Raw genomic sequence first — 18,164 nt, 5'->3', positions numbered from 1 at the left:
TATTAATAATCGTTCAGCAAATCATCGTAGGCTGTTGGATCATCATCATCAGAGAACTCTCTGCCATTAACAGGCAAAGGCATGTCCGTTGCAGATTGATTAAAAGCGGCACGAATGTACGCTGCGCTTTCCACCTGCTCGGCTTCAACCGTAATGCCAATAGTGCCACTCACAGGGTCACTTTCACCATCTGTTACCGTGAAAGTAAACATGTCTTCGCCGGTGAATTCACTCGCAGGAGTGAATGTAAAACTGCCGTCGCTGGCAACTTCAACCGTACCGTTCGAGGGCGCGTCAGCGAGCGCGAACGTCAGTGTGTCGCCATTTTCGTCAGTTGCTGTCAGCATGTCGGAAAAAGGGGTATCCACTGTAGTGGTGAAGTTGTCAGAAACGACTTCTGGCGCGTAATTGACGACCTCATCGTCATCGTCACTGCCACAGCCGGTAAGCACCAGGCTCGCGGCTGCGAGTAAGTATAAATGTTTCATCATGGCTCCTTATTCTGCTGAGCCAGAAATAGGCGTGGCAAGATACGGGAAGCTGCTATTCATCATCGATGCGTCTACCGGCGCACCATCGGTAAACGGCACGTTACCCACGCTGGCATCTTCTTCTGCACACAGCCCTAAATCCGTTGGCTCACCGTTTACCGGGATCGGATAGCATAAAGCACCCATCACCACGCGAAGAGCGATATCTACCACGTCATCACCAGGGCGGCGTCCATTTGGGAAACCCGCCAGATCATCGCCAGCTACGCCAAACGCAGACTGCTCACCTGCTGGTGTCGCGGCAATGGCGGTGTTCAAACGCAGCATTTCTGATGCAGTTACTGAAGCCTGCTGATTAACACCTGGGAAGCCGGTAAGAAACGCGGTGACCAAATCATTACGTGGAAAATTAGTGGGTGCCAATGTTTCGATAGACGTGCCAAGCGTTGTATTTACGGCATCACGAAACAGAATATTCAGCAGTTCAGGCAGCACGGGATGGGTAACGTAGTCGGCAAACTGACCATCCTCAGATGGATGCGACGAGTTAAACTTATCTTTGTCGGCAAGACCAATTACCAACTCATTGACCAATGGGCTGCCCAGACGAGAAACTTGTGTCATCGCGCCGCTAGCCACGGCGGGTTTATCGAAGGTAGCATTGGGGTTTAGAATTCTGGCTTGTGGCAAACTGGCGGTTGTCCAGGCACCAACGGTGCCGTTACCGTCACCGGTGATACATGCAGCCGGAATTTCAACGGCAATGGAAGTGACGTTTTTGTCAGCTAAATCGTCATTATCGGCACTCTGCGTTATGCCTCCCGGAAAACCATCACCGTCACCGGCTCCTGGTGCGCTATCACCTTCAACGGGCACATAATTAACCAAGTCAAAAGTATCCCCCAGATTTACGACGAAGGGGTCTTTGCGTTGTCCGACAAAAACCTTGCCGTTATTGTCGCAGCCGGGCACAGAAAAACTATATACAAACTGCCCTGCATAGCGTTCGTACTCTGTGGAACTGGTAAAGGTTTTATCACCAATGTAATCCAGCGGCTTCGAGAACATGTCACCTTCGGACGGCATTAGCATGGTACGTTCGCCAGTACGCGCATTACCGCTAACCCACGTCATGGTGTAACTTTCAGAAAAGTTGGCATTGCTTTGGTCGTCAGCACTAACCGGCCCTACATTTTTCAATGGCACCTTTATCATTTTCTGGTCGCCTTCTGGACCCACCGGTAAAGCTACACCTTCGTTTTCAGCCGCCAGCATGGCGCTGAACTGGAATGCAAAAGTGATATCTTCCATGGCGTCGCCATCATTATCGATATGGATGGCATAAACGGCATCGGGATCCATAGCGAAATAATTCGGGCCCCCGTAAGCGTCCTGCAACGGAATATAGTTAGCTATTAAGGTTACATAACCTTCGCGACCGGTTTCATAGCTGTTAAACATATAAAAATCGGTTGCATCGACCGTTGGAGCACGCGTAATTGCAGGTGCTTCACGGTGGCTAGACGCCAATGCAGAAGTAGAAACACCTGCAAGTAATGCAGCTGAGACAGCGAGGCTGAGCGGTTTGAACGGGGACATAGACATACCTTTTTTTAGTGAATGTACAACTAGCCATACGGGGAAGATGGCTAACTAGATGCAATATTTTTAAAATAATTTAAAAAAAAATCTTAAAAAGTATGTAACAAAAGACCTATCTCGCCAGTAGAAATCCACTCAGCAATGGCTTCTTACTGTTATCTAAACAAATTTTGTAATAGCTTCGTCCACCGGCACATCACCATCAGTGAGTTCGATAATTTTGTGCGTCAGTGCTTTGTTATCGATAATGGCCCGAATGGTATCGGCAACATTGTCACGAGAAACATCGCCATATTTAATTGCGTACCCGGCGTTTACTTTCCCGGTGCCTTCTTCGATGGTCAACGTGCCTGGACGGAGAATGACCCAGTCCAGCGCACTTTCTGCAAGGTACGCATCCGACAGACGTTTTACCCGCATATAGTTTTCAAAGGTGTCTGAAATCTTTTTGCCACGACCCGCATCAGGAAAAGCAGAAACCAACACAAACCGCTTAGCCCCAGCGGCAATAGCGGCATCTACGGTTTTTTCCAGGCCCTCGCCATCTACCTTATTCGTAAGCTCTTCACTGGCGCCGCCCGCACCCGCGGTGAACACAACGGTATCACAACCTTTGATGGCCGAAGCCAGGGTGGGTACATCGGTTTCTGTGATACTCAATAAGCACGTGCGCGCACCCCGCCCTTCCAGATCCTGCTGTTGCTGCTCTTTTCTGTGCATAGCAACAACGTGATGACTCCCTTTAACCAGTTTTGAAACAAGACGGGTACCCACATTGCCCGCAGCGCCAACAACAAATACATTCGCCATTTTCATACTCCTATGATGTGACCTTTGCCGCCCTGAAAGGCAGCGAAATGAAATAAGTACCTCTTTGTTACTTACCGAGTGGTCTTGAGATCAACCTTTGCGATGCGACGACCGAAAACGACGATCTATCGATAAAGTGAACAACTCTAGGTGAGTACGGTATAAAAATGAGTTCATTTGTGTCTCGGAGTCTATTTATGTTTCGTGTGTTTTCCCTAGCCCTTCTATTTTGGCTTAGCGCTTTTCATTCAATTGCTGCCACCATTCCCCCGATGGACAAGCGCTTGTCTAATTTGAATTATCCTTTCGCTGTCGACACTTACCACTTTAACTCTCAAGGCAAAGCGTTAGACATGGCCTATATGTATTTGCCGCCGGAAGAAAATAAGCCTGTTGTCACCTTGCTTCATGGTAAGAATTTTAATGGTGCATACTGGCAGCAAACGGCTGAGTTTCTGCAGGACAACGGCTACGGCGTGCTGATCCCAGATCAGATCGGCTTCGGGAAGTCGTCTAAACCCACTGACTATCAATATAGCTTTGCTGCGCTGGCCAACAATACTCGCGGGCTGCTGGAAAAGTTAGATATTGATCAGAGTGTGATAGTGGGCCATTCCATGGGCGGTATGCTGGCTACCCGTTTTGCGCTGTTGTTTCCCGAACACACCGCCAAACTGGTTCTGGTGAATTCCATTGGCCTGGAGAATTATCTGCTTTATGAAAGCTACCCTGATATCGAATCGGCGTTTCAACGAGAGTTGAATAAAAAACCAGAGAACATCGTGACCTATCAGCAAAAGAACTATTACGATGGCAAGTGGAACGACGACTACGCTAGCCACGCGGCTTTTTTGCAGGGGTGGATAAAGGGAGACGATTGGCCACAGTTAGCGAAAGTGGCAGCACTGACCTACGACATGATTCTTACCCAACCCGTAATAGAGGATTTTCAATATTTGAAAGTCCCCTCTACGTTGATCCTCGGTACCCGGGATCGTACTGCGCCAGGGCGAGCAAGCAAACGTGAAACGGTTACCCGCGAACTCGGTCGCTATGACAAGTTGGGTGCCGAAGTGAAACAACGAAACAGTACGCTTTTTATTGTTGAACTAGAGGGGTTGGGCCACCTGCCACAGATTGAAGACTTTGCGACTTTTAAAGTCCCTTTTTTGAAAGCAGTTGAATTAGCGCCCGCTCTATAGGGGCGCTTAATTAAGACTTCACCAAAACTTCACAAGATCGTCAAACTACGGCGAATTAGCGATTATCAGCGGCGAAATATCCTCTACATACCACTGAGGTCTTATTCCGTTAACGAAATATCGGTGTAAAGTTTACATCGATATTAAGCTTTATCGACATATCGTTCTCATTCGTTGTATTCCGTTTTCTCACACATCTTCGAATAGACTTTTTTATCCCTATAAACACGATCGGAGTGAACATGTTTTCTGAATCCAGGGTTTTGTGTCCGCAATTGAAAAGCAAAATAATGACCGCTGAACAGGCTGCGGCATTTATTAACGACGGCGACACAGTCGGTATGAGTGGTTTTACTGGCGCTGGATACCCTAAATCTCTACCCCGCGCGCTGGCAAATCGTGCCGGAACTGAACACAAAGCCGGAAGGCCTTTTCAGATTAATCTCTGGACCGGCGCATCGACTGCACCAGAATTAGATGGTGTACTCGCTGAAGCCCAGGGTATTAATATGCGCCTGCCATTCCAGTCTGATCCTACCTGCCGTAAGCAAATCAATAATGGTCAGATGCATTACATCGACATTCACCTGTCTGAAGTGTCGCAATACGCGTGGTCAGGCTTTTTGGGTAAACTGAATATTGCCGTTATTGAAGTGACGGCAATTCACGAAAATGGCCGACTGGTGCCGTCTTCATCCATTGGCAACAATAAAACCTGGATTGAACAGGCTGATAAAATCATTCTTGAAGTGAACAAGGGTCAGAACCTGAAACTGGAAGGCATGCACGATATTTATTACGGCACCGCACTACCGCCCCACCGTAAACCAATTATGATGACCAAAACCGACGATAGAATTGGCGACAGTTATTTTCGTATTCCGCCAGAAAAAATTCTCGCCGTTGTTGAAACAGATGCACCAGACAGAAACAGCCCTTTTACGCCACCTGATGCAACATCACGACAAATTGCCGACCATATTCTGGATTTTTTCCAGTTCGAAATTAACAAAGGCCGCTTACCGAAAGAACTATTGCCGCTGCAATCCGGCGTGGGGAACATTCCGAACGCCGTATTGGAAGGTTTGGATACCGGTGGCTACAAAAACCTCACCGCTTACACTGAAGTGATTCAGGACGGCATGCTGAAAATGTTGAAGTCGGGCACCCTGTCTTCAGCGTCTGCAACGGCCTTCTCATTGAGCCCCGTGGCACTGGAAGAACTGAACGACAATATTGACTTCTATCGTGAGAGAATCATTCTGCGTCAACAGGATATCAGTAATCACCCGGAAGTGGCCCGTCGTCTTGGCGTAATTGCCATGAATGGTCTGCTTGAGGCGGACATCTACGGCAACGTGAATTCCACTCATGTAATGGGTACGCGAATGATGAACGGTATTGGCGGTTCTGGTGACTTTGCCCGTAACGGCTATTTGTCGATTTTTGTGACGCCTTCCATTGCTAAAAACGGGGCTATTTCGTCGATTGTGCCTATGGTTTCACACGTCGACCACACCGAACACGACACCAAAGTGATTGTGACCGAACAGGGCCTGGCAGACCTACGTGGCCTGTCGCCTCGTCAACGTGCCAAACTCATTATCGACAAATGTGCACACCCTGACTTCAGAGATCGCCTGCATGATTACTTCGAGCGCGCCTGCGCAACCGGCCGCGGCATGCACACTCCGCATATTCTGGGCGAAGCGCTGAGCTGGCATGAGAACTTTGAACGCTACGGGAAGATGTAGCTGCTAAATAACTATGTTTTTATAGAGGAAGCCTGTACTAGTTACAGGCTTTTTTGCTTCTAAAATACTTCCGTTACTCAGTCCAGTTTCGCTTCCTTCGGCATGCTGCCAATATTTTCCCCTAAGTACTTTCTCTTTTGTGCAGAGTTAGGCATTCATTTGAGTTCAGTTAAGAAATTAGCGCATCAAAGATGTCTATTCACCCTGTAATATAAAACCTTGAAACTATACCCCGCTGGAGTACACTTTATCGTATAAAACAAGCGCCACTGAAAAGTTGGCTCTGAAAGAATTAGCAATGACTTTTCTAGATTTTACTCAGGCTGAAATTGATACGCTGATTGAAGATAGTGAACTATTTATCGTGAGAGGTGATTATGAGTGAAATTCTTAAGTCCGTGCATAAAACCGCTAAGGGTCTACGCAAATCTGGTGTAATAGATAAAACCACCATGCGCAAATTCGACGCTTTATGCTTAACAAGCGTCCAAGCGTTTACACCGGAGCAAGTTAGAAATCTGCGCTTGAAGTACAATCTATCTCAGCCTGTATTTGCGCAGTACTTTAATGTTAGTGACAAATTAGTCAAAAAATGGGAACAAGGGGATAGTACCCCGAGGGGGCCTGCCTTAAAAATGCTCTCCATTGCGGAGAAAAAAGGACTAGAAGTCATTGCATGAAGGTAAAAAAAGGGCCTGTGAAACTCACAGGCCCTTTACCAGTTCACTGAATCACTACGGCGTAGTGTTACTCAGTTTAATTGCATCTTCGTTGATTACTCGTACTTCCCGTTGCGGGAACGGAATTTCAATATCGTGTTCACGCAGGGTTTCGAATACCATCAGCAGTAAGTCGCCGCCTACCCGGTTTTGACCATCATCAACACCTTCCATCCAGAACTCGACGAACATGTTTACGCCGGAGTCTCCGAAGCTGTCAATTTCACAGTCGGGGCGATATTCCACCGCGACGTCATCACCGCTGATCACCTGAGGATGTTCAGATACCGCATCTTTAATGATTTCCACCATTGAGCGAATATCCGTTCTGTAGGCCACTGAGAAATCAATACGATAACGCTGCTTAGAGTCTTTGTGGGTCCAGTTAACCAATAGCGAATTAATGAACTTTTCGTTCGGAACCAGAATGTCTTTGCCGTCATAGGTTTCAAGCACGGCATAGCGCATTTTGAATTCACGAACGAAACCTTTACTGCCATCGTCTAATTCCACGTAATCACCCACCGTCAGTGAGCGATCAAGCAGAATGATGATACCCGAGATAAAGTTCGACGCGATGGACTGTAAGCCAAGACCAAGACCCACACCCACAGCACCACCAAATACCGCCAGTGCTGTAAGGTTAATACCCATGATATTCAGTAACAGCAGGAAGATAACGCAGAACAGCGCCACTTCGAAAAGCTTGGCAAATACCTCTTTGGTAGAAACATCCAGCTTCTTCTGATTACGGATAATGTCTTTACCCATATTGTTGGAAGCGCGGCCAAGCCAGAACAGCAAAATACCAAACACCAGAACGCGAAGAATGCCATACGCTGAAATATCAACGTTGCCCACTGAAAACGAAACAGTTTCCAGTGCGCCAATGACCTTCGGCAGTACATCAATGAGATGCAGAAAAACGATAGGCAGGCCAATCCAGCGCAGGAAAGCCGCAATTCCCTTGTTAACCACAAAGTTACTGATAACCGAGTTTAAGAACAGCATCACCGCGATGATCATGGCGATTTCAAGCAACCAGGCATCAAGCTGATATTGTTTACCCAGCACACTCGTTAGCTTCAGCAAGGTAATGGTGAAAACAGGAAATAGCGTTCCCCCCAGCCGGTATACAAACGTTTGTAGGGAGTGCGCCCCGGATTGAGGTTCGTTCCGGGTCATGGGAAACAAGTCCCGCACTTTCCGTGATGCCAACCAGCCAACCAGATAAATGATTAGCAGTGCACCTACCTGATACAGAAACGTGGGGCTGAGTATTTGCTCCAGCGCCTGCTGATAATAGTTTTGAATCGATGAAACAAGGTTTTCCATTAAAGCACCATATGGTTTTTCTTTACGCGGCTTTTTAACTGCATTTATATTTGTCGTAAAGCTTTATCTTTGTTTTTACGATAATAAAATTTTATCCCTACGACCATTTATGTCGATGAATCACCAGTTTGCCTCGTTAGTATTGCGAAATGTAGCGAAAAAAGCAGGCTAGGTGAAATTTTAGGCGTTTAAGCCCGTATCGCAGAGTACCTTTAAACGCCAGGAGCCAATAATAAGGAACAATGATGACCGATATTACACGCCGAAAATTAATGACAACGGGCGGTGCCCTGGCGGTTACTGCTGCGTTACCCGCCTCAGCCAGTGCCTCACCAGGCGGTCACAATACGCCGAAAGTGCATCATATGGTTTACTTCTGGCTTGCCAATCCTGAATCTCAAAGCGATCGAGACAAGCTTATTGCGGGGTTAAAAACACTGGAAGGCATTCCTCAAGTGCAGAAACTGTTCGTTGGCGTACCCGCATCCACCATGGTGCGTGATGTCATCGACAACAGTTTCCATGTATCTGAACTGATGATGTTCAACAGCACTGAAGATCAAGACGCCTACCAAACCCATCCATTACATTTGAAGTTTGTTGAAGAGTGTTCCGGGCTATGGGAGAAAGTGGTGGTGCATGATTCGCTGATGGTTTAACCCCGCTTAGCGGCCAGATAGGCAGACAAAAAAGGCGAACTAGATAGTTCGCCTTTTGTTTCTTTAAACTAGTTTTACCTTGTTTTGAATATAAACACTCAAGTTTTTAGTTTGCTAGATATCGCATCAAAGTTAGGTGATTGGATTCGTCAATGCTTGCATCTAAGACGTTTGTCATTGTCTATCTTTACTCTTTTTATACAAATGCCAACAGTAATACCAACCCAAAGGTGGAAAGAAGAAATTAGAGATTGTTGACAGTAGAAAAACGAGTAATAAATCAGCCATTCTATTTTTTGAAAAATATAAACTGAGAGAGATAACAAAAATATCTACAACTATCAAAAAATATATGTACGGAGAGGTATTAATATAGATCATGGTTAAATTCTACCTCTGTGTGCATGCCACGCCACTATCAGTTTGTCTGCATGTCCAAGATCCGTTGGATTTTCTACTCAGTAGAGCCATTAGGACAATTAATCATGCCCGCCACAGCAACCATCGCTATGCTCAACCCAGTTTTTCAACTTGGTAGTTTTACCAATGCCCGGGTTGAAGCTATTCGTCGGATCCAGTGAACGATAGAACGACTTCAATGCGTCTTTCGCGAAATACTCGTGACCCACGTTGTGCTCAGCAGGATATTCGGCGTTGCGAGCATCGAAGGTATCGAGGATCTGGTTTTTCAGCTTCTTCGCGTCTACCCCTTTTTTCAACACGTAGTTCTGGTGCATGACGTGACAAAACAGGTGACCATAGTAGAGTTTGGTGTCGATCTGCTCATCAATCTCTTTCGGCAACACTTCAAACCAGTCCGGATCGTTACGACGTAACGCCACATCGATGGTCATCATGGCGCCCACATCCTTACTGTTCATGATGTGATAACGGCCAATAGCGCCCCCCGCCACGAAGCGGTGAAGAATCGCTTTGTCGGCTTCATCTTCGGTACATTCGAAGAAGCTGCCTTCGTTGGTTTTAAAGAACTCGGTGAGATACGCGCGGGCTTCGTCTACCCCGTCGTTACTCATTTCCAGAATCCAGTGATGCTGATATTTATCGCGGTACACTTCCATGCGCGCCGGCAGATGCCCAGGAAATAGATAGCTCATGTATTGCATCACGCGATCAGACATTTTATTCGGCAAAAAGCCAAACTTGTCGGTAAATGCGTCGAACTTACGCTTGAACGCAAACAGTTTAGGAATAAACTTCGCGCCTAGTTTATTGATCACAATAAACATGTCTTTGCCGTATTTACGGGATACGTCATAACAGTCGCGGTGCAGATATTCGCCGGAATCTGGCAGATTCTTAAACGTAGACAGAATATCGCGGCGGATTTTAGTGAACATCGCAGAATCATTCGACCCTACGTAGAACACCTGCTTTTTATCAGGAATAGGAAACGTGTCCAGGCGCACAGCGAATACAGCCAGCTTTCCGGCACAGCCTGAGGCTTCGTGCAGGCGGCGACCATCGTTATTGAACCGTGACGGTGTGTCAGAATCTACATCCCGTACACGCTCATCATATTCGTTGTCTGATGCTCGCAGTTCTGGGAACTGCACGCTTTCTGCAGCATAATTTTGCTGTTCTAGATTAGCGAGTATTTCCTCCGGCGAATCGCCCAGCTCAATGCCGAGGTTATTCACCAGTGACAGATTGCCGCTCTCATCGATTTGCGCGAACAACGACAATTCAGTGTATGCCGGACCACGTTTTACCAGCGCGCCACCAGAGTTATTACAAATACCACCCACGATGGATGCACCGATACAGGATGAACCAATCACCGAATGGGGTTCACGACCATAGGGGGCCAATTTTTCTTCCAGACCAAACAGCGTGCTGCCCGCCAGACCAACAATCTGCTTACCTTCGTCGATAAGCTGAATTTGGTCGATACGCATGGTGCTGATGATCACTAGCGGCCTGTCGTAGTCTTTGCCGTCTGGCGTAGATCCACCGGTAAGACCGGTGTTTGCAGCTTGCATGATAACCGCAACATCGGCTTCAACACAAAGCTTCAGTACTTTCCAGATTTCAACCAAGGTTGCAGGTCGCACTACGGCGAGTGCTTCGCCTGAGCCAAACCGGAATCCTTTGGTGTAAGGTTGTTTTTTCTCGGTATCGGTTAGCAGATAGCTTTGTCCGACGACATCGCCCATAGAGGTAATCAAAGACTGGGTATCGATTTGTCCGCTCATAGAGATCTCTGGAAAGTGTTACTGACTAAATTTCAGGCCAAGCACTATACACTAATTTAGTTGGCGTGCGAACCAGTAGCCGCACGCTGCGGGCGTCTGCGAGCAGGTTTGCGACGTGCTGGTCTAGCATTGTCAGCGCGCTTTTCACCGCCCTCTTTCTTTAACCCAGGTTGTTTCGGTTTCTTTGGCTTTTTAGGTTTTTTCGGCGCAGAAAGCTGGGTTTCAGCCAATTTAGCTGACGGCTCAAACCCCTCCAGGGTTTCTCTTGGCAGTAGCTGTTGAATGAGTGTTTCCACGTCTTTCAGCTCCTGCAGCTCATCAGCGCTGACCAGTGACCATGCCTGACCGCTTGCACCGGCGCGCCCTGTACGGCCAATACGGTGAACATAATCGGCAGCGGTGTTCGGTAAATCCAAATTTACCACCACCGGAAGTTGGGCGATATCGATACCGCGAGCGGCAATATCGGTGGCAATCAGAGCTTTTACCGTACCGTCTTTAAATTCAGATAACGCCCGAGTACGCGCGCCCTGACTTTTATTGCCATGAATCGCTGCACTGGGTATACCGGCGCGAGTGAGCTTGTCGGCAATACGGTTTGCACCATGTTTCGTACGGGAGAAAACCAGCGTCTGCGACCATGCATTACGTTTTATTAGTGCAGTAAGCGCACCCACTTTCTGGGTTTTGTCCACATTCACGATTCGCTGCTGTACTTCTTCCACCGTCGTGTTCGGCGGCGTCACCGATATCTTAACCGGCGACTGCGTAATAGATTCTGCCAGTGCGGTAACTGTTGGGTTAAACGTAGCAGAGAACATCAGATTCTGACGTTTCTGCGGCAGCAGTTTCAGCACACGTTTAATGTCGTGAATAAAGCCCATGTCGAGCATACGATCGGCTTCATCCAGTACCAGTACTTCGAGCTGGTCAAATTTTACTGCGTTCTGCTGATACAGGTCGAGCAAACGGCCCGGTGTGGCCACCAGGATGTCGCTACCACCACGCAGTCGTTTCATTTGCGGGTTAATTCCTACACCACCAAATACCACGGTGGTTTTCAGATTCAGAAACTGATTAAAGTCACGAATATTGTCTTCAACCTGCGCCGCCAGTTCACGGGTGGGCGTTAGAATAAGTGCGCGTACGCTGTTTCCACGAGGCTTATTACTTGCTGCCAGTTTTTCCATAATGGGCAGGGCAAAGCCTGCGGTTTTACCAGTACCGGTCTGAGCGGCCGCCAGCACATCTTTACCAGACAAAATAACCGGAATCGCCTGCTCCTGAATGGGAGACGGAGTTGTATAACCGAGAGCGGTGACCGCTTTAAGTAACGGCGCGCTTAAACCCAGTTGGGAAAACTGCATGTAAACCTCAGAGAAAATAGATAGAGAAGAAGGGTATTACGGAAGAAAAACGGGAGCTCATAAGAGCTCCCGTAATTTTAATTAAGTGGTGACTTAATTAAAGTACAACAACGTCAGCAGCTTGCGGACCTTTGTTGCCTTGTTCAATGCTGAACTGTACAGACTGACCTTCAGTCAGAGTACGGAAACCGTCAGATTTGATCGCACGGAAGTGTACGAATACATCTTTGCCGCCGTCAGCCTGAGAAATAAAACCAAAACCTTTAGCTTCGTCAAACCACTTTACAGTACCAGTTGCTGTAGACATAAAATACTCCAGAAATTTAAAAATTGTGGGTAAAAAACCCATGATGCACAGAAGGGCTATCAGGTTTGGAACAAGCGTAGATCTGTAGATTTCTGGAAGTGATGCTTGGAAGACTTACAAAGAACTTAAAGATATAGCATTACAAATTGAATAGAACCTTCGAAAGGCAGAAAAGATGTTAGCAGTAGTTGTCGGGAATAGCCAGTTTATTTTTTAATCATTCTGCTAAAAACGCCGCTTTTGTTTGTTAGACATACAACAATTATCCGTAAGGATTAGCGCGGCTAAGTTTCTCAAAAAATTAACGATTAAAAAGTCACCCTTTCGGGCGAGTCCTGCACAAATGACTATACTGAAAAATATAAATAAAAAATAAAACGCGTTACCTCCGGAGTTAAATTGAAGAGTCTTCGTACAGAAATTGCGGCCATCACACTCATTTCGATTACTGTTATCAGCGCACTGGTTATGTGGGTCTCCATTCGCGTGTACGAAGGGTTGTACGAAGATTTTGTGTCTAAGGAACTGAACGCCCTTTCTGAAAACCTTGCTAACGATTTATTGCCGTTTATGTCGAGTTCTGAGGACACATTTTCTTTACTGAGCATTCTTCTGAAACTAGACGAATACGACAACGTGGAGTTTGCCAAGGTCTTTTCGCAGCAAGGCGAATTACTCACCGCTTATGTTGGCAGTGCGTCGGATGAACATACGGTGCAACAGTCCGAAAGTGGCCCGGCCTTTGATAGACAACTGTTTTCTTTGCAGCACGGCCTTTTTGTAGAAGAAAGCCATATTAGAGTGGTAAGAATAATCGGCGACCCTGCCCTTCCCCAGGGCAAGCTTGTCATCTCCTATTTGATAGAGCAGTCACTAAAAGCGAGTCAGCAACGCTTTATTTCGTCCATTGTGCCGTTCGTGATTTTCATTTTGCTTGCCGCCGTGTTTTGTGTGATTGAATTGCAACGGCGTAGCCTGCTTCCGCTTTTTGAACTAATAGATGAGATGCGACGCATAGAAGAAACCAAGGACTACGCGGTGGAAGTCAATGTTGAGGGCAAAACGGAGATTAAGGCCTTAACTCACGGTTTCAATAGCATGATGTCAGACATCAATAAGCAAGCCGAACTGAATCGACAGAAAAACAAACTGCTAACCCGGCAACAAGAACAAATGGAGAAGCTAGCGAATTTCGATACGCTCACCGGTTTGCCAAACCGTCAGTTCCTGATGAAGTGCCTGAGCATCGAATTATCACGGGCCAAGCGGGAAAACAGTAATGTTGCCCTTTTGTTCCTCGACCTCGACGGCTTCAAGATGGTTAATGATTCATTCGGTCACGATGTTGGCGATAAACTCCTGTGTAAAATTGCCGACTTGGTTAGTGAAAACCTACGCACGGACGATATTGTTGGCCGCTTAGGTGGCGATGAATTCGTGATTATTCTGTCTTCGGAAACCACATTTGAACAAGTTGAAGAGGTGGCGAATCGATTAGTATCAGTTATTAATGAAGAGCAGTTTGTTGATCAGTGGCGGCTCGAAACCGGGGCGAGTATTGGAGTGGCGTTGGCGAAAGACTGTGAATATAACCTCACCACATTGATGAGTAATGCAGACATTGCCATGTATCACTCAAAGAGAAATGGACGCGGACAATTCACGCTGTTCACCCGCATGATGCAGGACGACAACCATCGAATAATCCGCATTTCCACCAGCATTATTAGCGCGCTGGAAAACGATGAATTTTATCTGGTGTACCAACCTAAAGTGAATCAGTCCGGTCATATCGTCGCTTTCGAAGCACTAATTCGCTGGTACAACGCACACCTCGGTATTGTATCACCGGCAGAGTTCATTCCCATCGCCGAACAAAGCAACAAGGTATCGGCCATCACACAGTGGGTTGTGCAGCAAGTCTGCAACGATATCGATCAAATTCTTGGGCAATATGGTGAGTCCACATCAATATCGCTCAACTTGTCTGCCAATGACTTAAAAGATGACTCTGTCACCGGGTTTGTTCTGGAGAAAATCAAGCTGTTAGGTAAGCGCGCTAGTGCCATTGAGTTTGAAATTACCGAGTCGGCTTACCTTAAAAGCTTTCAGGCTGGTAATAAGTTCTTCGAAGATTTACGGACGTACGGATGCAAAATCGCACTGGATGATTTTGGTACAGGTTATTCATCCTTAAGCTACCTCACCGAGTTTAATATCGACACCCTTAAAATAGACCGCCAATTTGTTAGTCAGATAGGGGTTTCTCAGCGTTCAGAACTCATTACTGTGACTATTCTTGAAATGGCACGACACCTTAAGCTGACGGTTTGCGCTGAAGGCGTGGAAACACTTGAGCAGGCCTCCTTCCTTATTGAGCACGGATGCCAAACCTTACAAGGCTATTATTATGGAAAACCGGAACCAATCAGTACGCTTGCGGCAGATATTAATCTATTGCCCGAACTCACTTCGACCTAGTTCTGAAACTCGGATATCGCTCACTCTCACGAAAGTTTAACCCGATGTATAAAGCACAGTTAGATTTTCAGGTACTTTAGCATCGGCAGGTAAATAACCTACACTCCCCTCATTCTCGAGCAAAAATTGCTTCATAGCTTCAATAGTAGAAACCTGTACAGGTGCTTTATTTCTTCCACTAAAACGCATTTGTGCCCAGTAAGACTGAATACGGGATTCTGTTAAGCCGACGACCCTTGCATTAAAAATGAGACGCTCGTGAGACCCAGGTTTAAGTGTGACCGGTTCAAATTCCGACGACGCTCCACCCATAAATAAATTACGGATTTCGTGCTTTTCCATTTTCGCGGGGACCGACAGATTTGCAACCACAACGATTTCTTCCGATGCGGCTAAAGGTGACGAAGCAATCAACATAGAAAGAAGTAATGAGAAATTAATCAGCTTCATCAGAATACATACTCCACACCAATCTGATAAAGCACGGCTTTTCTGTCGAAATCTTCGGAACCTGACTTTAACTGAAACAGAGATGTTTTATCTGACTCGCCGTTGAGAAAAGAGACTTCCGCTTTAAAAGCCACTCCTGGGCTAAAATCCCAGCGGCCGGTTACCGTTACAGAATCCAGTACATCAGTGGGAAAACGAGCGGCCGCTTGATCGACCCCCAAAGAAAGCAAATCGAGAAATGGGTCAACGCCGCCAGGAATCGTATTATCAAGTTCAGTGAGAGTTTGATCAGCTTTTGCGTATGTCACTAGTAACTGATAGTCACCGAAGTATTTTCCGACGGTGACATAGTAATTTTGAATTCCCGCCAGAATGGGAATATCGGATTCCACATCGACGTATTCAGCCGTGGTAAACCAGTCAAGGCTATCGTAAGTTACTCCATACAAAATGGCATCAGTACTTCCGTTGATACTGAAATACTCTGCCAATGCGGGAAAACCAGCTAGTTGCAGGCCATCTCTTAAATCCCCCAGCCCAGTTGCGCCGGCCTTTACAGAAGCGACGTCAAAAGTTGCGACACGGAACTGCCAGCCATTGTAATTGGCTTCAATAATACCACCGTACATATCTTTGGCATTTACATGGAAGCTCTCACCATTAACAATAATATCGTCGGTAAATTCACCATAATATCCTTCTACATCGATATAAACGTCTTTAATGCTGAAGCGGTAACGTAGATTGACACCCTCATAGCGAGGAAAAAAAAGATAGCTGCCGTAGAGTTGTCTGGGTGCTGAAATCCAGGGATAAGCATAACCCACATCGAAAACGTCAGAATACTTAAGGTAAGGCGTACGCAGACGTCCTAACTTCAATTGCCAGTCGGGTGTCGGTTCATAACTCAGATACAACCATTCCAGACCAGATTGGAAATCACTGTTTGAGTGGAGTAGTAATTGTCCTGAAAGAGAGACTTTGTCGGTGACACTGTAATCTGCCTGAAACCCGACCAGGGATTTTTCAGTAAAAGTGAGCTCATCTTCATAGCCTTCAAAGTAGGCTTGATCAGTATCGAGGTAACCGGCAACGACCCGGGCAAAGCCAGAAAACTCAATGGAGGAATCTTCACTTGCCATGCTCTCGCATGGCGTCAGCATGGTTGTTATTGCCATGCTGACGAAAAAAATCGCCCTTCGCACTTTGCTTAACTCTCTGTTCATTCAATTATTCTAATAACCACTTATGAAAAAGAGTATTGCCTAAAGTGTAGATTTTGCCAGTCGGCTCAAGCAAATTTTGCTAATTGCTGTTCAAATTCAGTGATATCGCCGAAGGTTTGTTTAACCCACTCGGCATTGTGGTAAGTATCGATGTAGCGCTCTCCACTGTCACACATGAGCGTAACAATAGCGCCTTTTTCATTTTTCTTTTCCATTTCAGCGGCAACGTGTAACGCGCCCCATAAATTGGTGCCTGTGGAGGCGCCGGCATTTATGCCCGCAATGTTTGCCAGCCATCTCATGGTGGCAATACTCGCTCTGTCATCCACTTTTATCATGTCGTCAATCACATCGGGCTGGAACGAGGCTTCCACTTTAGGTCTGCCAATTCCCTCAATTTTACTACCACGGTCGCTGGTCAACGTTCTATCGCCGGTGCGATAACTGTCATAAAAAACGGAATGCTCGGGATCGACTACCACAAGTCGGGTGTTCAAACCGCGGTAACGAATAAACCGACCTATTGTGGCGGACGTCCCGCCCGTTCCGGCGCTCATCACCACGGTGTGCGGTTCTGGGTGAGGCTCGGCAGACATTTGTCCAAAGATGCTTTCCGCAATGTTGTTATTGCCCCGCCAGTCGGTAGCCCGCTCTGCGAACATGAACTGATCCATAAAATAGCCGTTGCATTCATCGGCTAACCGCTGAGCCTCGTCATGCATCTGAGTAGGACAATCAACAAAATGGCAACGTCCCCCAAAACGGGTGATCAGGTTAATTTTACTCTGTGCAGTAGATTTCGGCATAACGGCAATAAAAGGAATACCCAGCATGCGGGCAAAATACGCTTCGGAAACAGCGGTACTCCCCGATGAGGCTTCAACAATAGTGGAGCCCTGATTAATTTTGCCGTTGCAGAGCGCGTACAAAAATAGAGAGCGCGCCAATCTGTGCTTCAGACTACCTGTAGGGTGCGTACTTTCGTCTTTCAGATAAATATCGATGCCGTTTAATTTCAGGCCATGCAGTTTAATTAGATGTGTGTCTGCAGAACGCTGAAAATCAGCATTAATTTTTTGGATGGCGTCGGCAACCCAGGCTCTCATAGTAACTTCCCTTTGATCATTCTGGCGGCAGTATAAAGCCATCCTTGTTGGAATGCCCGCACTCTACCCCATATTCATTCCGTGCTGTCTCGTTAAAGCTTAAATTTTATTAAACCTTGCTCAGTGCTGCAGAAATCAGCAACGGCTTTTATTATGCTTTTGTTTTTTCGGCGCGGAAAAATGTGATGACAGAATCAGACATATCCAGAATCATTGAAATGGCGTGGGAGGACCGCACTCCATTTGAGGCTATTGAGCGATTGTACGGCCTGAATGAATCAGCGGTGGTTAAGCTGATGCGCAAAGAAATGAAGTCATCGTCGTTCAGAATGTGGCGTAAGCGAATGAGTGGAAGACAAACCAAACATCTGAAAATTCGCCCACCGGGCATTACCCGAGCGTATTGCCCTACCCAATACAAACGCTGAGTTTTGCCAATACA

At 46.6% G+C, this 18,164-nt stretch carries 16 protein-coding genes; 6 read left to right on the top strand and 10 right to left on the bottom strand.

The genetic code is table 11. The features are described from left to right. Positions 1-2: 2 nt before the first annotated feature. The 3 genes from ACXAFQ_RS09315 to ACXAFQ_RS09305 form a co-directional block, all read right to left on the bottom strand. The gene (locus ACXAFQ_RS09315) at positions 3-491 is read right to left on the bottom strand and encodes an Ig-like domain-containing protein (RefSeq protein WP_474820554.1); all 489 of its coding nucleotides are present in this window, start codon (positions 489-491) and stop codon (positions 3-5) included. A gap of 6 nt (positions 492-497) precedes the next feature. Further along, a complete protein-coding gene (locus tag ACXAFQ_RS09310) occupies positions 498-2,090 on the bottom strand; it encodes a DUF4331 domain-containing protein (protein ID WP_474820549.1) in 1,593 nt (530 codons plus the stop codon). A gap of 162 nt (positions 2,091-2,252) precedes the next feature. After that, complete coding sequence (locus ACXAFQ_RS09305; protein ID WP_474820545.1) at positions 2,253-2,903, bottom strand: SDR family oxidoreductase; 651 nt, start codon at positions 2,901-2,903, stop codon at positions 2,253-2,255. Between the two features lie 197 nt (positions 2,904-3,100). Here ACXAFQ_RS09305 and ACXAFQ_RS09300 point away from each other — a divergent pair, with 197 nt between their 5' ends. From ACXAFQ_RS09300 to ACXAFQ_RS09290, 3 genes are all read left to right on the top strand, one after another. Beyond that, positions 3,101-4,105: an alpha/beta fold hydrolase gene (locus ACXAFQ_RS09300; RefSeq protein ID WP_474820541.1), complete on the top strand. Its 1,005-nt coding sequence runs from the start codon at positions 3,101-3,103 to the stop codon at positions 4,103-4,105. Positions 4,106-4,347: 242 nt separating this feature from the next. Next, entirely contained in the window at positions 4,348-5,859 is a 1,512-nt protein-coding gene (locus ACXAFQ_RS09295) for an acetyl-CoA hydrolase/transferase family protein (protein ID WP_474820538.1), read from the top strand. Positions 5,860-6,236: 377 nt separating this feature from the next. Then, positions 6,237-6,539: a helix-turn-helix domain-containing protein gene (locus ACXAFQ_RS09290; RefSeq protein ID WP_474820535.1), complete on the top strand. Its 303-nt coding sequence runs from the start codon at positions 6,237-6,239 to the stop codon at positions 6,537-6,539. A 54-nt stretch (positions 6,540-6,593) separates the two neighbouring features. Here ACXAFQ_RS09290 and ACXAFQ_RS09285 read toward each other — a convergent pair whose 3' ends face one another. Next, complete coding sequence (locus tag ACXAFQ_RS09285; protein ID WP_474820531.1) at positions 6,594-7,913, bottom strand: mechanosensitive ion channel family protein; 1,320 nt, start codon at positions 7,911-7,913, stop codon at positions 6,594-6,596. A 245-nt stretch (positions 7,914-8,158) separates the two neighbouring features. Here ACXAFQ_RS09285 and ACXAFQ_RS09280 point away from each other — a divergent pair, with 245 nt between their 5' ends. After that, the gene (locus ACXAFQ_RS09280) at positions 8,159-8,572 is read left to right on the top strand and encodes a Dabb family protein (protein ID WP_474820527.1); all 414 of its coding nucleotides are present in this window, start codon (positions 8,159-8,161) and stop codon (positions 8,570-8,572) included. 479 nt (positions 8,573-9,051) lie between these two features. Here ACXAFQ_RS09280 and dld read toward each other — a convergent pair whose 3' ends face one another. The 3 genes from dld to cspE form a co-directional block, all read right to left on the bottom strand. Next, positions 9,052-10,785 (bottom strand): D-lactate dehydrogenase, encoded by a 1,734-nt coding sequence (gene dld / locus ACXAFQ_RS09275; RefSeq protein WP_474820525.1) that lies wholly within the window; start codon positions 10,783-10,785, stop codon positions 9,052-9,054. Between the two features lie 56 nt (positions 10,786-10,841). Further along, positions 10,842-12,152 carry a DEAD/DEAH box helicase gene (locus ACXAFQ_RS09270; RefSeq protein ID WP_474820522.1) on the bottom strand — a complete coding sequence of 437 codons (1,311 nt, stop codon included), beginning with the start codon at positions 12,150-12,152 and terminating at the stop codon, positions 10,842-10,844. Between the two features lie 97 nt (positions 12,153-12,249). Further along, positions 12,250-12,459 carry a transcription antiterminator/RNA stability regulator CspE gene (cspE, locus tag ACXAFQ_RS09265; RefSeq protein ID WP_474820519.1) on the bottom strand — a complete coding sequence of 70 codons (210 nt, stop codon included), beginning with the start codon at positions 12,457-12,459 and terminating at the stop codon, positions 12,250-12,252. Positions 12,460-12,858: 399 nt separating this feature from the next. Between cspE and ACXAFQ_RS09260 the strand changes: the two genes are divergently transcribed. Next, positions 12,859-14,940, top strand: coding sequence for an EAL domain-containing protein (locus ACXAFQ_RS09260; protein ID WP_474820515.1), 2,082 nt, complete (start codon positions 12,859-12,861; stop codon positions 14,938-14,940). 36 nt (positions 14,941-14,976) lie between these two features. Here ACXAFQ_RS09260 and ACXAFQ_RS09255 read toward each other — a convergent pair whose 3' ends face one another. The 3 genes from ACXAFQ_RS09255 to ACXAFQ_RS09245 form a co-directional block, all read right to left on the bottom strand. Continuing rightward, positions 14,977-15,390: a hypothetical protein gene (locus ACXAFQ_RS09255; protein WP_474820511.1), complete on the bottom strand. Its 414-nt coding sequence runs from the start codon at positions 15,388-15,390 to the stop codon at positions 14,977-14,979. After that, positions 15,390-16,616: a hypothetical protein gene (locus tag ACXAFQ_RS09250; RefSeq protein ID WP_474820507.1), complete on the bottom strand. Its 1,227-nt coding sequence runs from the start codon at positions 16,614-16,616 to the stop codon at positions 15,390-15,392. Before ACXAFQ_RS09250 ends, ACXAFQ_RS09255 begins: the two co-directional genes overlap by 1 nt. Before the next feature lie 65 nt (positions 16,617-16,681). Further along, on the bottom strand, positions 16,682-17,722 hold the full coding sequence (locus ACXAFQ_RS09245; protein ID WP_474820503.1) for a PLP-dependent cysteine synthase family protein: 1,041 nt from the start codon (positions 17,720-17,722) through the stop codon (positions 16,682-16,684). A gap of 185 nt (positions 17,723-17,907) precedes the next feature. Here ACXAFQ_RS09245 and ACXAFQ_RS09240 point away from each other — a divergent pair, with 185 nt between their 5' ends. Beyond that, positions 17,908-18,150: a TIGR03643 family protein gene (locus tag ACXAFQ_RS09240; RefSeq protein WP_474820500.1), complete on the top strand. Its 243-nt coding sequence runs from the start codon at positions 17,908-17,910 to the stop codon at positions 18,148-18,150. The last annotated feature ends 14 nt before the right edge of the window (positions 18,151-18,164 follow it).

It is taken from the genome of Alteromonas sp. ABH2_165 (assembly GCF_056159945.1).
The sequence above is the reverse complement of the archived record's forward strand: the minus strand, read 5'-3'. Positions and strand labels throughout refer to the sequence as shown.

Excerpts from the sequence above, each read along its gene's own strand:
- ACXAFQ_RS09285 (WP_474820531.1), bottom strand. The coding sequence starts at position 7,913 with ATGGAAAACCTTGTTTCATCGATTCAAAACTATTATCAGCAGGCGCTG.
- ACXAFQ_RS09240 (WP_474820500.1), top strand. The coding sequence starts at position 17,908 with ATGACAGAATCAGACATATCCAGAATCATTGAAATGGCGTGGGAGGAC.
- ACXAFQ_RS09315 (WP_474820554.1), bottom strand. The coding sequence starts at position 491 with ATGATGAAACATTTATACTTACTCGCAGCCGCGAGCCTGGTGCTTACC.
- ACXAFQ_RS09300 (WP_474820541.1), top strand. The coding sequence starts at position 3,101 with ATGTTTCGTGTGTTTTCCCTAGCCCTTCTATTTTGGCTTAGCGCTTTT.
- ACXAFQ_RS09280 (WP_474820527.1), top strand. The coding sequence starts at position 8,159 with ATGACCGATATTACACGCCGAAAATTAATGACAACGGGCGGTGCCCTG.
- ACXAFQ_RS09310 (WP_474820549.1), bottom strand. The coding sequence starts at position 2,090 with ATGTCCCCGTTCAAACCGCTCAGCCTCGCTGTCTCAGCTGCATTACTT.
- ACXAFQ_RS09290 (WP_474820535.1), top strand. The coding sequence starts at position 6,237 with ATGAGTGAAATTCTTAAGTCCGTGCATAAAACCGCTAAGGGTCTACGC.
- cspE (WP_474820519.1), bottom strand. The coding sequence starts at position 12,459 with ATGTCTACAGCAACTGGTACTGTAAAGTGGTTTGACGAAGCTAAAGGT.
- ACXAFQ_RS09270 (WP_474820522.1), bottom strand. The coding sequence starts at position 12,152 with ATGCAGTTTTCCCAACTGGGTTTAAGCGCGCCGTTACTTAAAGCGGTC.
- ACXAFQ_RS09245 (WP_474820503.1), bottom strand. The coding sequence starts at position 17,722 with ATGAGAGCCTGGGTTGCCGACGCCATCCAAAAAATTAATGCTGATTTT.
- ACXAFQ_RS09255 (WP_474820511.1), bottom strand. The coding sequence starts at position 15,390 with ATGAAGCTGATTAATTTCTCATTACTTCTTTCTATGTTGATTGCTTCG.
- ACXAFQ_RS09295 (WP_474820538.1), top strand. The coding sequence starts at position 4,348 with ATGTTTTCTGAATCCAGGGTTTTGTGTCCGCAATTGAAAAGCAAAATA.
- ACXAFQ_RS09250 (WP_474820507.1), bottom strand. The coding sequence starts at position 16,616 with ATGAACAGAGAGTTAAGCAAAGTGCGAAGGGCGATTTTTTTCGTCAGC.
- dld (WP_474820525.1), bottom strand. The coding sequence starts at position 10,785 with ATGAGCGGACAAATCGATACCCAGTCTTTGATTACCTCTATGGGCGAT.
- ACXAFQ_RS09305 (WP_474820545.1), bottom strand. The coding sequence starts at position 2,903 with ATGGCGAATGTATTTGTTGTTGGCGCTGCGGGCAATGTGGGTACCCGT.